Genomic DNA, 13,393 nt, shown 5'->3' with positions numbered 1-13,393 from the left:
GGGAGGAGGCCGGAAGTCGGAGCCGACCGGCCCGAGGCCGTAGGTCCGGCGTGGGCCGCGGGTCCGACCGGGAACCTCACTCCTTGAGGGCCGCCCCCGCCGCGCAGTCGGCGCAGCGGCCGAAGATCGCGAAGTGCTTCATGTCCGTCTCGAACCCGAAGTCGGCCCGGAGCTTGGCGGTGAAGTCGGAGGCGACGGAGACATCGGCCTCGATGACGCCCTCGCAGTCGCGGCAGACCAGGTGGATGTGGTGGTGGCGGTCGGCCAGGTGGTACGTGGGCGCCCCGTGCCCCAGGTGGGCGTGGCTGACCAGCCCCAGCTCCTCCAGGAGTTCGAGCGTGCGGTAGACCGTGGAGATGTTCACCCCGGACGCGGTTCTGCGCACCTGGGAGAGGATGGCGTCGGGCGTCGCGTGTTCCAGCGTGTCGACGGCTTCCAGGACAAGCTGCCGCTGCGGCGTCAGCCGATAGCCGCGCTGCCGGAGATCGGTCTTCCAGTCGGTGCTCACCACACGCCCAGTGTAGGACCGGGCGCCGCCCTGCCCGCAGTGCTGCGCGGGCAGGATCTTGCACCTGTGGCTGCTACTTGAAGAAGGCGATGCCGTCGTCCGGCAGGTCGCCGAGCTTCTTCGCCATCTCCTCGACCTCTTCGGGGGTGACGACCTTCTTCAGGTGCGCCGACATGTACGGGCGCAGCTCCACCTCGGGGGTGGCCTTCTCGCCGACCCACATCAGGTCGCTGTTCACGTAGCCGTAGAGCCGCTTGCCACCGCTGTACGGGCCGGAGGCCGCGGTCCGGGCCACCGCGTCGGTGACCAGGTCGATCTGCGGCTTCTGGTCGGCCAGCTCGCCGTACCAGATCTCGATGACGCCCTGGTCGCGGGACATGACGACCTCGACCTTGCGGTCCTTGTCGATGCGCCAGTAGCCGGACTCGGACTCCAGCGGCCTGACCTTCTTGCCCTCGGAGTCGAGCACCCAGGTGTGCGACACGTACTCCAGGAAGTCGCGGCCGTCGTGGCCGAAGGAGACCTCCTGGCCGAAGTTGCACTGCTCGGCACCGGGGAAGTCGGAAACACCCGCGCCCGCCCAGTTGCCGAGGAGGAAGGCCAGCGGGACGAGGTCCGGGTGGAGGTCGGACGGAATCTCGATCATGAGCGGCTCAGACGATCTGTGAGGTGGGGGTACGTGCGAACGTGACACATCGGGTACCGGGCGTCACGCCGCCGCGACGAGGGGCACCCGCGCGGCCGGGACGGCGGACGGGGTCAGCGCTGGCCCTGGTACAGCTTCTTCACGCTCAGGCCGACGAAGGCGAGCACGCCGACGCAGACCAGGACCAGCAGGGCGGAGAAGAATGCCTCAAGCACGGGAGCTCCTTGCAACGAGCGGTATGGCAGCAGTACGGGCCGGGCCCCAGCCTAATGGGTTGGGGCCCGGCCCGCCGGGCCGGGGCTTGCCGCGCTCCCGGGCGGACGCCTCGCGACGGGCCCGGCGATTACAGTTCGACGCATGCCGAAGAAGCTCGTGATCAAGGTGACCGCAGGTGCCGACTCCGCCGAGCGTTGCTCGCAGGCGTTCACGGTGGCGGCGGTCGCCGTCGCCAGCGGGGTGGAGGTCTCGCTCTGGCTGACCGGGGAATCCGCGTGGTTCGCGCTGCCGGGGCGCGCCGCCGAGTTCGAACTGCCGCACGCCGCGCCGCTGCCGGATCTGATCGAGTCCGTCCAGGCGGGCGGCCGGATCACCCTGTGCACCCAGTGCGCGGCCCGTCGCGACATCACCGAGCAGGACGTCCTGGAGGGCGTGCGGATCGCCGGTGCCCAGGTCTTCGTCAGCGAGATCATGGCCGAGGACGTCCAGGCCCTCGTCTACTGACGGCCCGCGCCGCCACGGGCGGTCCGCGCCGCGCCCGCTACCGCCGTTTCTTGCCGTCGAGTTCGTCCCACCACTCGTCGGACTGGGGGTCGCCGGAGGGGTCGTCCCACCAACGGTCCTCCGGCCCCCGCCGGTTGGCGATCATGGCCGCGACCGGTGGGATGACCATCGCGACGAGGCACATCACCACCGCGGCGGGCATCGACCACAGCCGGACGAAGGACCAGGCCGACACGAAGAGGACGATGCACACACCCATCATCAGGAAGTAGCCGCGCCGGCGTCGGGCGTACATACCTCCAGCGTAGGTCCGCGTCCCCACTCGTGCGGGGCACGACAGCACGAGGGGCCGTACCCCGTCCAGGAAGGCGTCCAACCCCCTGGGGTACGGCCCCTCGGCCGGTCCGTGGCACGGCCTAGACCGCGATCGCCACCTCGGAGAGGCCGCCGGTCTGCGCGACGACCGTGCGGTCGGCGCTGCCGCCGGGGACGAGGGCGCGCAGCGTCCAGGTGCCCTCGGCCGCGTAGAAGCGGAACTGTCCGGTCGCCGAGGTCGGGACCTCCGCGGTGAACTCGCCGGTCGAGTCCAGCAGGCGCACGTAACCGGTGACGGGCTCGCCGTCGCGGGTCACGCTGCCCTGGATGGTGGTCTCACCGGGCTTGATGGTCGAGGCGTCGGGGCCGCCGGCCTTTGCTCCACACATGTGTTTCGTCCTTCGGGTCGGGGTCGTACGGGTCCGGGTCGCGCGGAGTTACTTGTTGGCGCCGAGCTCGATCGGCACGCCCACGAGGGAGCCGTACTCGGTCCACGAACCGTCGTAGTTCTTGACGTTCTCCTGGCCGAGCAGCTGGTGCAGCACGAACCAGGTGAGCGCGGAGCGCTCGCCGATGCGGCAGTACGCGATGGTGTCCTTCGACAGGTCGACCTGCTCGGCCTCGTAGAGGGCCTTGAGCTCCTCGTCCGACTTGAAGGTGCCGTCGTCGTTGGCGTTCTTCGACCACGGGATGTTGCGGGCGGTCGGCACGTGGCCGGGGCGCTGGGACTGCTCCTGCGGGAGGTGCGCCGGGGCGAGCAGCTTGCCGCTGAACTCGTCGGGCGAACGCACGTCGACCAGGTTCTGGTTGCCGATCGCCTTCACGACGTCGTCGCGGTAGGCGCGGATCGACTCGTCCTGCGGCTGGGCCTTGTACTCGGTGGCCGGGCGGGACGGGATCTGGTCGCCGTCGACCAGGTCGCGGGAGTCGAGCTCCCACTTCTTGCGGCCGCCGTCGAGCAGCCGGACGTCCTGGTGGCCGTAGAGCTTGAAGTACCAGAACGCGTAGGACGCGAACCAGTTGTTGTTGCCGCCGTACAGGACGACGGTGGTGTCGTTGCCGATGCCCTTCTCGGACAGCAGCTTCTCGAAGCCGGCCTGGTCGATGAAGTCACGGCGGACCGGGTCCTGGAGGTCCTTGGTCCAGTCGATCCGGATCGCGTTCCTGATGTGGTTCTTCTCGTACGCCGAGGTGTCCTCGTCGACCTCGACGAGAGCGACCTGCGGGTCGTCGAGGTGGGCCTCGACCCAGTCGGCGTCTACCAGGACGTCACTGCGGCTCATTCTGTTCTCCTCCGGGGCAGTCTGCGGCGAGATGATGCGAGACGGTGCGTGATGCGGACGTACGGGGCACGGCGTGCGGCACACGTACGAAGGCGATCGGAAAAGGCCCTGACCGTCGTCGAAGGGCCGGGAAGGAGCGGGGTGCCGGGGGCTTCCGCTCAGACAGTGCGACAGAGCATGGCGGCGACGCGGCACAGGTCCACTGCCCGCCGCTTCGTGAGATCCGCCCGTCCCCGCTGCGGGAGACCGCCCATAGAGCACTGCATGGGACCGATCGTAGGGAGGCACGGGCGGCCATGTCACCGTTGTGTCGAATGATGAGATGCGATCATCCGTAATACGAGACTTGCACAGGGTCACGACGGTCCCCGCGTCGTGCCCCGGCCGCCGTGCGGCACCGACCACCCGAGGGCCGGACTCGCCCGTCTCACTATGTGGCGCACGGAGGGCGCGGTGGGCCACGAAGCCCTTTTCGTACCGTGGGCCGAAGGCCCTGGGCCCCCTGCCCGCCCCCGTGCGCCCCGGAAAGACCGGTGGCCCCGGCCGACGCCCCGTCGGCGCTCAGCCGGCGAGCCGGACGTCCGTGCCCGTCACCGAGATCTCCAGGCCGTCCGGGGTCGGCTGGATCCGCTGCAGCTTCAGACCGCTCGGCAGACCGCCGATCTCCCGGTCGAAGTCGGTCTTCTTGCGCACCAGGTCCTCCAGCCCGGGGATGCCCTCGCCGGGGACCTTGTCGGCGCGCACCCGCAGGACGCGGCCGTCGATCAGGGTGACGCTGGAGAGCACGCTGCGCGAGATCGGGCGGCCGAGGACGTCGACCGTGCCGGTCACCTTCACCTTGCCCTCGCCGCCGTACTCGACGGCCACGCCGTCGCTGGCGGCCTTGGTGAGGTCCTCGTACGAGATGACGGCGGTGCCCGTGGCGCGGGCGGCGGTGGCGGCGGAGTAGTTGTCGGACAGCCGCACGTCGTGCAGCGCGGCGTTCATCCGGTCGATCCGGAGCCGGCGGCCGTTGGCGTCGGTCTCGATGCCGATGATCTCCACGTCGACCTCGTCGAGGTTCTTCCCGACGATCTGGGTCAGGAACGGGAATCCCCCGATGGAGACGTCCGTCGAGCCGATCGTGGCGCCGGGGACCTCGATCCGTCCCTCGACCTCCGACTCGGCGAAGTACACCGCCGCCCGGTCCACGGCGGCGAGAATCCCGCCCAGGACCAACACGATGACCAGCAGTATTCGCAGTGCACGCATGCCCGCTCTTCCCCCACCCTGCAATTCGGCCGAACCCCTCATGCCCCGCGCGTCACCGATGATGTGCGCGGCGCCCCGGGTGATCGACGAGCGGGAACCCCTCTTCGGTTCCCGCGCGTCGATCACCTGGACGGTACCCGCGGGTGCTACGGGAGCACACGGCCCAGCAGGTAGACCGCGGGGGCCGCGGCGGTGAGCGGCAGTGCCACACCGGCGGTCATGTGGACGAAGCGCGACGGGTAGTCGTAGCTCGCCACCCGCAGCCCGATCAGCGCGCAGCCGCCCGCCGCGAGGCCGAGCAGCGCGCCCTTCGCGCCGAGGTCGGTGAAGGTGCCCGCCGCGGCACCGGCGCCCCCGGCGGCGAGCAGCGCCACCACGACCGAGGCCGGTCCGGGCAGCGGCAGCGCGCGGACGACCACGGCGGCCGCGACGGCGAGCGCCCCCGCCGTCACCGCGTCCGGGACCGCCGCGAGGTGCCCGGCGGCCAGCACCGACAGGGCGGCCGAGGCGACGGTGGCCATCAGCCCGTGCATCCGGTCGTCGGCGCCCGCCCGGCTGCGCAGCTGGATGACCACGGTGAGCAGCACCCAGATGCCGAGGGTGCCGAGGATGGCGGCCGGGCTGTTCTCCCGGCCCGCGGCGAGCAGCGCGACGTCGGCGACCAGACCGCCCGCGAACGCGAGCATGATGCCCTGCCGGGCCGGCCACATGCCGTTGAGCCGGAACCAGCCGGCCGCGGTCACGGCCTGGAGCAGCACCAGCGGCACGACCAGGGCGTACTGGCCGATCGCGGCGCCCAGGGCGAGCAGCAGCCCGAGCCCCGCGGTGATCGCGGCGGGCTGCATGCCCGGCGCGATGATCGGCGAGCGGCCCTCGGCGCGGGCCCGCTGGGCGTCGGTGAGACGGCTGTTGCCCAGGGTGGTGGGGGCGCCGTAGCCCTCGGCGTCGAGCAGCGCCGCGGAGGGCGCGACGGCGGACGCGCCCGCCTCGCCCGCGGGGGAGGCGGGCGGCGCGACCGGTACCTCGGGAGGCAGCGGGTACGAGCCCGAGGCGCCCTGTGGCGGCAGGTGGGCGGCGGGCGGTGCGGGCTGCGCGGTCGGTGCGGACCCCACCGGGTGGCCGGGCTGGGCCGACTGCGCGCGGCGGACGGTGGGCTGGTACTGGGTGTCCCAGGTCTGACCCTCCCAGGTCTGCGCGACACCGGGGTCCTGCGGCCCCGGGGCCCCGGCCGGCTCCTGCCCGTACCCGGCCGGCCACGCGGAACCGTGCTCCCCCCGGGGCGCCTGGCCGGGGTCGTACGGGGCCCGGGCCCCGTACGGGTCCTGGCCGCCGTGGGACGGGGCGCCGTACTGCCCGTCGCCGTACGACTGCTGCCCCCCGTACGGCTGCCCGCCGTACGACTGGTGCGCGCCGTACGAGCGGTCGTCGTGCCCGGGGGCGCCCTGTCCGGGGGTGTCGTACGGCTGCCCGGCGTGGGGCCCGTACCCGTGGCCCGGGTCCTGTCCGTACGGATACTGCTGATCGTTGCTGCTCATGTGCTGCGGTTCACCCTCCTGCGAACGGCGGGAGCACCTCGACCGTGCCGCCCTCGGCAAGGCGTACGGTCTCATGGCTTCGGGTCCCGACGGGGTCACCGTCGACCAGGAACGAGCACCTCTGCAGCACTCGGGTGAGCTCTCCGGGGTGCCGTTCGCGCACCGCGTCGAGCGCCTCGGCGAGGGTCGCGGCTGTGTACGGCTCCTCCGCGGCCCCGGCGGCGGCCTTGGCGGCGGCCCAGTAGCGGATCGTTCCCGCAGGCATGGCGGCGTTCCTCTCGTCTCGCGTCGGCTGTCCATCATCGGTCACGGCGCCACCGCCCAGTCGGCGATGCGGGTGAGCAGGTCCTCGTCCGCGGCGTTCTCCGCGTGCCCCATGCCGCGCTCCAGCCACAGCTCCGCGCCGTCGCCCGCCGCGTCGGCCAGCGACAGGGGGTGGTCCAGCGGGAAGTACGGGTCCCGGTCGCCGTGCACGACCAGCAGCGGCCTCGGGGCGATCAGCCCGGCCGCCCCGACCGGCGGGAGCGGGACCGGGTCCCACTCGTCGCGGTCGATCCTGGTGCGCAGCCCGTAGCGGCCGACCAGCCGCCCCACGGGCCGGGTCACCACCCAGTGCACCCGGCGCATCGGGGCCGTGCCCCGGTAGTACCAGCGGGCGGGTGCGCTCACCGCCACCACCGCATCCGCGTGCGCCTCCGGACGCGCCGCGGTGCGCCCCTCGCGCTTCCCGGCGCCACCGCTGCCCGCGGCTCCCCCGCCGGCCCCCGTCCGCTCCCGGTACAGCGCCCCGTGCCGCACCACCACGGAACCGCCCATCGAGAACCCGACGGTCACCACCCGCCGGTGCCCGAGCGACCGCGCCCACTCCACCGCGGCCGCCAGGTCCAGCACCTCGCGGTCGCCCACCGTGGACCGGCCGCCGGACCCGCCGTGCCCCCGGAACGAGAAGGTGACCACGGCCGCGCGCCGGGCGAACACCCCGGCCGCACGCCGCACCGCGGGCCGGTCCACCGACCCGGTGAAACCGTGCGCGACCACGATCGCAGTACCGTCGAAGGATGTTTCCGCGGCGCCCCGGCCATTTCCCGCGCACGGCTCGTACACGGCCTCGATACGCACTCCGTCGTCGGTCCGCAATACCGTCCGCGCCGGAGTTCGCGTGATCAAGGGAACAGCGGAACCCGGAAATCGTCCCTCGGACACAGAACTCATGTGGGCTATTCTGCTGGGAAGAGGATCCGGGCAGAGCAGCCCCCGGGTCCTTTTGTGCTTTCCGGGCGTTGTTACGGCGACGTTTCCACAAGCTCAGCGGTCCCGGAACGCGGAACCGCACCGGCCGAAACCGTATGACGGACGTCGTACGGCGGGCAGGACCAGAAGCAGAACGAGCGGTAGAACGAGAAGCAGGACGAGAAGCCAGCACCGAACGTACGAAGAAGTGCCGCATACTCCCCCGGGCCCCGCCCGGGAGTGCCCCTCTCGCAGGGAACGAGGAGGACCGACGTAATGGGCGAGCAAGGCGAGCGAAACGTGCACGATCATCGACCGACGACCCGGGCAGGTGGGCGGCGATGAGTTCACTGCTGCTCCTGACGAATGCGCTCCAGCCGTCGACGGAGGTGCTTCCGGCGCTCGGTCTCCTGCTGCACAGCGTGCGGGTGGCCCCGGCCGAGGGCCCCGCGCTGGTGGACACCCCGGGGGCCGACGTCATCCTGATCGACGGCCGCCGCGACCTGCCGCAGGTGCGGTCGCTGTGCCAGCTGCTGCGGTCCACCGGGCCGGGCTGTCCGCTGCTCCTCGTCGTGACGGAGGGCGGTCTCGCGGCCGTCACCGCCGACTGGGGCATCGACGACGTGCTGCTGGACACCGCGGGACCGGCCGAGGTCGAGGCCCGGCTGCGGCTGGCCACCGGCCGGCAGCAGATCGGCGTCGACGACTCCCCGATGGAGATCCGCAACGGCGACCTGTCGGTCGACGAGGCGACGTACAGCGCGAAGCTGAAGGGCCGGGTCCTGGACCTGACCTTCAAGGAGTTCGAACTGCTCAAATACCTGGCGCAGCACCCCGGCCGGGTCTTCACCCGCGCCCAGCTGCTCCAGGAGGTCTGGGGCTACGACTACTTCGGCGGCACCCGTACGGTCGACGTGCACGTGCGGCGGCTGCGCGCCAAGCTCGGCCCCGAGCACGAATCGCTGATCGGCACGGTCCGCAACGTCGGCTACCGGTTCGTCGCGCCGGAGAAGGTGGAGCGCGCCGCCGAGGAGGCCCGCGCGGCCGAGGAGACCGGGGCGGTCAACGGGGCCCGGACCGGGACGGGGACCGGGGTTCGGACCGGAACGGGGACCGGGGCCCGGGCCGCGGCGGGGCCGCCACCTGCCCCGTAACCCGTTCGGAGCAGTCCCGGGCGTCCGGGGCCGCGGAGAAAGCCCCGGTCCGGCCTGCCGCCTGACGGGTCCATCCGCGTAGACTGCCGCGCGTGGCCAAGGTGACGCGGGACGATGTGGCGAGACTGGCGGGTACGTCGACAGCGGTCGTCAGCTACGTCATCAACAACGGACCCAGGCCGGTCGCCCCGGCCACGCGCGAGCGGGTGCTCGCCGCGATCAAGGAGCTGGGCTACCGGCCCGACCGGGTCGCCCAGGCGATGGCGTCGCGGCGGACCGACCTCATAGGAATGATCGTGCCGGACGCCCGGCAGCCGTTCTTCGCGGAAATGGCGCACGCGGTCGAACAGGCCGCCGCCGAGCGCGGAAAAATGGTGCTGGTCGGCAATTCCGACTACCGCGACGAGCGCGAGGTCCACTATCTGCGGGCCTTCCTCGGCATGCGGGTCTCCGGCCTGATCCTGGTCAGCCAGGGCCCCAGCGAGCGGGCGGCGGCCGAGATAGAGGCGTGGGACGCGCGGGTCGTGCTGCTGCACGAACGGCCGGAGGCGATCGAGGACGTCGCGGTCGTCACGGACGACGTCGGCGGCGCCCAGCTCGCCACCCGGCACCTGCTGGAGCACGGCAACGAGTACGTGGCGTGCTTCGGCGGCGTGGAGTCCACCCCGGCGGTCGGCGACCCGGTCGCCGACCACGTCGAGGGCTGGCGCCGGGCGATGCACGAGTCGGGGCGCTCGACGGAGGGCCGGCTCTTCCAGGCTCCGTACAACCGCTACGACGCCTACCAGGTGGCGCTGAAGCTGCTGGCCGGCCCGGACCGGCCGCCGGCCATCTTCTGCTCGACGGACGACCAGGCCATCGGGGTGCTGCGGGCCGCGCGCGAACTGCGGATCGACGTGCCGGGCGAACTCGCGGTGGCGGGCTTCGACGACGTGAAGGAAGCCGGGCTGACCGATCCGCCGCTGACGACGGTCTCCTCGGACCGGCCCGCGATGGCGCGGGCGGCGGTGGACCTGGTGCTCGACGACTCGCTGCGGGTGTCGGGCTCGCGCCGCGAACGGCTGAAGCAGTTCCCGTCCGCGCTGGTGGTGCGGCGCTCGTGCGGCTGCGGGGAACCGACGCCCCCGCCGAACTGACCCACGCACCGGACCGGGCCGGGCCGCAGGCAGCTCGACTGCGTGGCGGCCCGGCTGCTCGACTGCGTGGCGGCGTCACGGCCCGGCGGCTCGTGAGCCTTTACATCGGACATACGAGCTTCTGCCGGGCTTCTCAGGGCGTGCTCAGGCTTCTCTCATCTTCGCCGGACACGCTCGTACGCATGACAGAGAGCCAGCGCCCGAGCGGCGAGCACCCGACGTACCCCTCGTACGGCAACCCGTACGGCACCGGCGACGCGGCCTACCCGCCGCCGCCGTCCCACCGGCCCGCGGAGCCGATCGCGGCGGGCCCCGGCACCACCGTGTGGCCCGGCCCGGGCAGCTCCGGAGGACACGGCGGAGACGGCGGACACGGTGGTGAGGGTCCGGGACCGATGCCGTCCGCGGCCGCTCCGGCACCAACTCGGCACCGGGCCCGGCGGCCGGTCGCCCTGCTGACGGCCGTGGCCGTCGCGGCGGCGATCGTCGGCGGCGGCACCGCCGCCGTCGTCACGCAGCTCACCGGCACCGGCACGACCACCACGAGCAGCAGCGGCGTCGTCCCCGGCACCACCGTCGCGCAGAGCAGCAAGGGCAGCGTCGCCGGGGTCGCCGAGGCCGTGTCGCCGATGATCGTGGAGATCAACGCGACCTCGACGGCGGGCGAGTCCACCGGTTCCGGCGTCGTCATCACGTCCGACGGCGAGGTCGTCACCAACAACCACGTCATCTCCGGCGCCTCCTCGATCGAGGTGCGGCTCAGCACCGGCCGGACGTACCCCGCGAAGGTCGTCGGCACCGACCCCGACAAGGACCTCGCGCTGATCAGGCTCCAGGGCGCGAGCGGGCTGAAGACGGCGACGCTGGGCGACTCCTCGAAGGTGGCGGTCGGTGACCAGGTCGTCGCGATCGGCTCGCCCGAGGGCCTCACCGGCACCGTCACCAGCGGCATCGTCTCCGCCCTCGACCGCGACGTCACGGTCGCCAAGGACGACGGCAGCGGCCAGGGGCAGGGGCAGGGGCAGGGCGGCCAGGAACAGTGGCCGTTCGAGTTCGGCGGCCGCCAGTTCAACGGCGACACCGGCGAGTCCACCACCACGTACAAGGCCATCCAGACCGACGCCTCGCTCAACCCCGGCAACTCCGGCGGCGCGCTGATCAACATGAACGGCGAGATCATCGGCATCAACTCCGCGATGTACTCGGCGGGTTCGTCCGGCGGGTCGAGCAGTTCGAGCGCGGGCAGCGTGGGCCTCGGCTTCGCCATCCCCGTGAACACGCTCAAGGCCGACCTCGACACCCTGCGGTCCGGCGACGGCTCCTGAGCTCCTGAACGCCTGAGGCGACGCTCGTGCGAGGCCGACGGGGGCCGTGCGAGGCTGAGAGCCGAGAGGAACAGCGGCCGTACCGACGAGAAGAGGACAACGAGCGATGAGCCCCGCCGAAGACGATCCGCAGCGCATCCTGATCGTCGACGACGAGCCCGCCGTGCGCGAGGCCCTGCAGCGCAGCCTCGCGTTCGAGGGCTACGGCACCGAGGTCGCCGTCGACGGCCTCGACGCCCTGGCCAGGGCGGAGTCCTACGCCCCCGACCTCATCGTCCTCGACATCCAGATGCCGCGGATGGACGGCCTGACCGCCGCCCGCCGGCTCCGTTCCGCGGGCACCACCACCCCCATCCTGATGCTCACCGCCCGCGACACCGTCGGCGACCGGGTCACCGGTCTCGACGCGGGCGCCGACGACTACCTGGTCAAGCCCTTCGAGCTGGACGAGCTCTTCGCCCGCATCCGGGCCCTGCTGCGCCGCAGCTCCTACGCGGCCCCGGCGGCCGACGGCGGCGCCCACGACGGCAACGTGCTGGCCTTCGCGGACCTGCGGATGGACCTCGTCACCCGCGAGGTCACCCGGGGCAGCCGCCGGGTCGAGCTGACCCGTACCGAGTTCACCCTGCTGGAGATGTTCCTGGCCCACCCGCGCCAGGTGCTGACCCGCGAGCAGATCCTCAAGGCGGTGTGGGGCTTCGACTTCGAGCCGAGCTCCAACTCCCTGGACGTGTACGTGATGTACCTGCGCCGCAAGACGGAGGCGGGCGGCGAACCGCGGCTCGTGCACACCGTGCGGGGGGTCGGTTACGCGCTCCGCACCGGCGGCGGTGACGGATGACCGGGGCCCTGCGACGGCTCCGCACCCGGCCGCTGCGCACCCGGCTCGCCCTGCTGGTCGCGGCCGCGGTGGCGGTCGCGGTGGCGGCGGTCGCGGCGTCGTGCTGGTTCATGGTGAAGGTCCAGCTGGAGAACCAGCTGGACGCCTCGCTGCGCGACACCCAGGTCGACAAGCGCTACCTGACCGAGCTGTACACGTACTGCCGGGGCACCACCCAGCTCCCGCCCCGGCCCTACTCCGGCTTCACCGTCCAGCTCGTCGACTCCCAGGGCACGGTCTGCATCGCGCCCGGGGCGGACCGGCTGCCGGTCACCGGGGCGGACCTCGCCGTGATCGGCCACGAGCGGGTGGACGCACTGCACTGGGCGACCTCGGCCGACGGATCGCGGATGCGCGTGTACACCACCCCGCTGCGGGTGTCGCAGGGGCTCGGCCTGCCCGACACGGAACTGGCCCTCTCCCTCGCCCGCCCCGTCAGCGAGGTCGACCGGCCCCTGTCCACCCTGGCCTGGGTGCTCCTGGCCGTCTCCGGCATCGGGGTGCTCGGCGCCGGGGCGGCCGGCCTCTGGGTCGCCCGCACCGGTCTGCGCCCCGTGGACCAGCTGACCCGGGCCGTCGAACACGTCGCCCGCACCGAGGACCTGACCGTCCGCATCCCGGTCGAGGGCGAGGACGAGATCGCCCGGCTGTCCAGCTCCTTCAACTCGATGACCGCGTCCCTGGCCAGCTCCCGCGACCGCCAGGCCCAGCTGATCGCGGACGCGGGGCACGAGCTGCGCACCCCGCTGACCTCGCTCCGCACCAACATCGAACTCCTCGCCCGCAGCGAGGACACCGGCCGGGCCATCCCGCCGGACGACCGCAGGGCCCTGATGAAGTCGGTCAAGGCGCAGATGACCGAGCTGGCCTCGCTCATCGGCGACCTCCAGGAACTGTCCCGCCCCGACGCGGCGGGCCCCGGCCCGCTCCAGGTCGTCGCCCTGCACGAGATCGCGGACACCGCCCTGGAACGCGCCCGGCTGCGCGGCCCCGAACTGACGATCAGGGCCGATCTGACCCCCTGGTACGTACGGGCCGAACCGGCCGCGCTGGAGCGGGCGGTGGTCAACGTCCTGGACAACGCGGTGAAGTTCAGCCCGCCCCGCGGCACGATCGAGGTCGCCCTGCGCGACGGCGAACTGACCGTGCGGGACCACGGCCCCGGCATCCCCGCCGACGAACTCCCCCACGTCTTCGAACGGTTCTGGCGCTCCCCGTCCGCCCGCCAGCTCCCCGGATCCGGCCTCGGCCTGTCGATCGTGGCCCGCACCGTCCAGCAGGCGGGCGGCGAGATCACCCTGCGCCCGGCAGAGGGCGACGGCACGCAGGCATCGATCCGCCTGCCGGGGGCACCCCAGCCGCCACCGCGGCTGTGAGGCCGGGGCCGGCGCCTCCCCGGCCGGATCGTTT

16 protein-coding genes are annotated in these 13,393 nt (G+C 72.5%); 6 read left to right on the top strand and 10 right to left on the bottom strand.

Annotated elements, in window-relative coordinates; translation table 11 throughout:
- Positions 1-76: 76 nt before the first annotated feature.
- Together ACFYW1_RS18390 and ACFYW1_RS18385 are read right to left on the bottom strand one after the other, a co-directional pair.
- The gene (locus tag ACFYW1_RS18390) at positions 77-511 is read right to left on the bottom strand and encodes a Fur family transcriptional regulator (protein ID WP_388993568.1); all 435 of its coding nucleotides are present in this window, start codon (positions 509-511) and stop codon (positions 77-79) included.
- Between the two features lie 70 nt (positions 512-581).
- Positions 582-1,154, bottom strand: a complete 573-nt coding sequence (locus ACFYW1_RS18385; RefSeq protein ID WP_148837142.1) for an FABP family protein — start codon at positions 1,152-1,154, stop codon at positions 582-584.
- 357 nt (positions 1,155-1,511) lie between these two features.
- Here ACFYW1_RS18385 and ACFYW1_RS18380 point away from each other — a divergent pair, with 357 nt between their 5' ends.
- Positions 1,512-1,874, top strand: coding sequence for a DsrE family protein (locus ACFYW1_RS18380; RefSeq protein ID WP_388993564.1), 363 nt, complete (start codon positions 1,512-1,514; stop codon positions 1,872-1,874).
- A 37-nt stretch (positions 1,875-1,911) separates the two neighbouring features.
- Here the strand turns inward: ACFYW1_RS18380 and ACFYW1_RS18375 are convergent, their stop codons facing one another.
- From ACFYW1_RS18375 to ACFYW1_RS18340, 8 genes are all read right to left on the bottom strand, one after another.
- Positions 1,912-2,169 (bottom strand): DUF3099 domain-containing protein, encoded by a 258-nt coding sequence (locus tag ACFYW1_RS18375; protein WP_356936695.1) that lies wholly within the window; start codon positions 2,167-2,169, stop codon positions 1,912-1,914.
- A 121-nt stretch (positions 2,170-2,290) separates the two neighbouring features.
- Positions 2,291-2,578 (bottom strand): DUF1416 domain-containing protein, encoded by a 288-nt coding sequence (locus tag ACFYW1_RS18370; protein WP_018490348.1) that lies wholly within the window; start codon positions 2,576-2,578, stop codon positions 2,291-2,293.
- Positions 2,579-2,626: 48 nt separating this feature from the next.
- Entirely contained in the window at positions 2,627-3,472 is an 846-nt protein-coding gene (locus tag ACFYW1_RS18365; RefSeq protein WP_388993559.1) for a sulfurtransferase, read from the bottom strand.
- 158 nt (positions 3,473-3,630) lie between these two features.
- Positions 3,631-3,726 carry a putative leader peptide gene (locus ACFYW1_RS18360; RefSeq protein ID WP_353785486.1) on the bottom strand — a complete coding sequence of 32 codons (96 nt, stop codon included), beginning with the start codon at positions 3,724-3,726 and terminating at the stop codon, positions 3,631-3,633.
- Positions 3,727-4,033: 307 nt separating this feature from the next.
- Positions 4,034-4,723, bottom strand: coding sequence for a DUF2993 domain-containing protein (locus ACFYW1_RS18355; RefSeq protein WP_388993556.1), 690 nt, complete (start codon positions 4,721-4,723; stop codon positions 4,034-4,036).
- A 146-nt stretch (positions 4,724-4,869) separates the two neighbouring features.
- The gene (locus ACFYW1_RS18350; RefSeq protein ID WP_388993553.1) at positions 4,870-6,258 is read right to left on the bottom strand and encodes a hypothetical protein; all 1,389 of its coding nucleotides are present in this window, start codon (positions 6,256-6,258) and stop codon (positions 4,870-4,872) included.
- A gap of 10 nt (positions 6,259-6,268) precedes the next feature.
- Positions 6,269-6,523 (bottom strand): MoaD/ThiS family protein, encoded by a 255-nt coding sequence (locus ACFYW1_RS18345; protein WP_148837135.1) that lies wholly within the window; start codon positions 6,521-6,523, stop codon positions 6,269-6,271.
- A gap of 41 nt (positions 6,524-6,564) precedes the next feature.
- Positions 6,565-7,470: an alpha/beta fold hydrolase gene (locus ACFYW1_RS18340; protein WP_388993550.1), complete on the bottom strand. Its 906-nt coding sequence runs from the start codon at positions 7,468-7,470 to the stop codon at positions 6,565-6,567.
- 359 nt (positions 7,471-7,829) lie between these two features.
- Between ACFYW1_RS18340 and ACFYW1_RS18335 the strand changes: the two genes are divergently transcribed.
- The 5 genes from ACFYW1_RS18335 to ACFYW1_RS18315 all read left to right on the top strand — a co-directional run bounded on the left by ACFYW1_RS18335 (position 7,830) and on the right by ACFYW1_RS18315 (position 13,359).
- Entirely contained in the window at positions 7,830-8,642 is an 813-nt protein-coding gene (locus tag ACFYW1_RS18335; RefSeq protein WP_388993547.1) for a winged-helix domain-containing protein, read from the top strand.
- A 92-nt stretch (positions 8,643-8,734) separates the two neighbouring features.
- Positions 8,735-9,778: a LacI family DNA-binding transcriptional regulator gene (locus ACFYW1_RS18330; RefSeq protein ID WP_388993544.1), complete on the top strand. Its 1,044-nt coding sequence runs from the start codon at positions 8,735-8,737 to the stop codon at positions 9,776-9,778.
- 182 nt (positions 9,779-9,960) lie between these two features.
- The gene (locus tag ACFYW1_RS18325) at positions 9,961-11,103 is read left to right on the top strand and encodes a S1C family serine protease (RefSeq protein ID WP_388993540.1); all 1,143 of its coding nucleotides are present in this window, start codon (positions 9,961-9,963) and stop codon (positions 11,101-11,103) included.
- 106 nt (positions 11,104-11,209) lie between these two features.
- Positions 11,210-11,944 carry a response regulator transcription factor gene (locus tag ACFYW1_RS18320; RefSeq protein ID WP_388993537.1) on the top strand — a complete coding sequence of 245 codons (735 nt, stop codon included), beginning with the start codon at positions 11,210-11,212 and terminating at the stop codon, positions 11,942-11,944.
- Positions 11,941-13,359 carry a sensor histidine kinase gene (locus ACFYW1_RS18315; RefSeq protein WP_388993534.1) on the top strand — a complete coding sequence of 473 codons (1,419 nt, stop codon included), beginning with the start codon at positions 11,941-11,943 and terminating at the stop codon, positions 13,357-13,359. Before ACFYW1_RS18320 ends, ACFYW1_RS18315 begins: the two co-directional genes overlap by 4 nt.
- Positions 13,360-13,393 lie beyond the last annotated feature (34 nt).

The organism is Streptomyces sp. NPDC002669 (genome assembly GCF_042889165.1).
Lineage (GTDB): Bacteria > Actinomycetota > Actinomycetes > Streptomycetales > Streptomycetaceae > Streptomyces.
This window is presented reverse-complemented; position numbering and strand designations above follow the sequence as displayed.

Coding starts and splice junctions, on each gene's coding strand:
- ACFYW1_RS18385 (WP_148837142.1), bottom strand. CDS start 1,154: ATGATCGAGATTCCGTCCGACCTCCACCCGGACCTCGTCCCGCTGGCC.
- ACFYW1_RS18380 (WP_388993564.1), top strand. CDS start 1,512: ATGCCGAAGAAGCTCGTGATCAAGGTGACCGCAGGTGCCGACTCCGCC.
- ACFYW1_RS18375 (WP_356936695.1), bottom strand. CDS start 2,169: ATGTACGCCCGACGCCGGCGCGGCTACTTCCTGATGATGGGTGTGTGC.
- ACFYW1_RS18370 (WP_018490348.1), bottom strand. CDS start 2,578: ATGTGTGGAGCAAAGGCCGGCGGCCCCGACGCCTCGACCATCAAGCCC.
- ACFYW1_RS18365 (WP_388993559.1), bottom strand. CDS start 3,472: ATGAGCCGCAGTGACGTCCTGGTAGACGCCGACTGGGTCGAGGCCCAC.
- ACFYW1_RS18360 (WP_353785486.1), bottom strand. CDS start 3,726: ATGGGCGGTCTCCCGCAGCGGGGACGGGCGGATCTCACGAAGCGGCGG.
- ACFYW1_RS18355 (WP_388993556.1), bottom strand. CDS start 4,723: ATGCGTGCACTGCGAATACTGCTGGTCATCGTGTTGGTCCTGGGCGGG.
- ACFYW1_RS18350 (WP_388993553.1), bottom strand. CDS start 6,258: ATGAGCAGCAACGATCAGCAGTATCCGTACGGACAGGACCCGGGCCAC.
- ACFYW1_RS18345 (WP_148837135.1), bottom strand. CDS start 6,523: ATGCCTGCGGGAACGATCCGCTACTGGGCCGCCGCCAAGGCCGCCGCC.
- ACFYW1_RS18340 (WP_388993550.1), bottom strand. CDS start 7,470: ATGAGTTCTGTGTCCGAGGGACGATTTCCGGGTTCCGCTGTTCCCTTG.
- ACFYW1_RS18335 (WP_388993547.1), top strand. CDS start 7,830: ATGAGTTCACTGCTGCTCCTGACGAATGCGCTCCAGCCGTCGACGGAG.
- ACFYW1_RS18325 (WP_388993540.1), top strand. CDS start 9,961: ATGACAGAGAGCCAGCGCCCGAGCGGCGAGCACCCGACGTACCCCTCG.
- ACFYW1_RS18320 (WP_388993537.1), top strand. CDS start 11,210: ATGAGCCCCGCCGAAGACGATCCGCAGCGCATCCTGATCGTCGACGAC.
- ACFYW1_RS18315 (WP_388993534.1), top strand. CDS start 11,941: ATGACCGGGGCCCTGCGACGGCTCCGCACCCGGCCGCTGCGCACCCGG.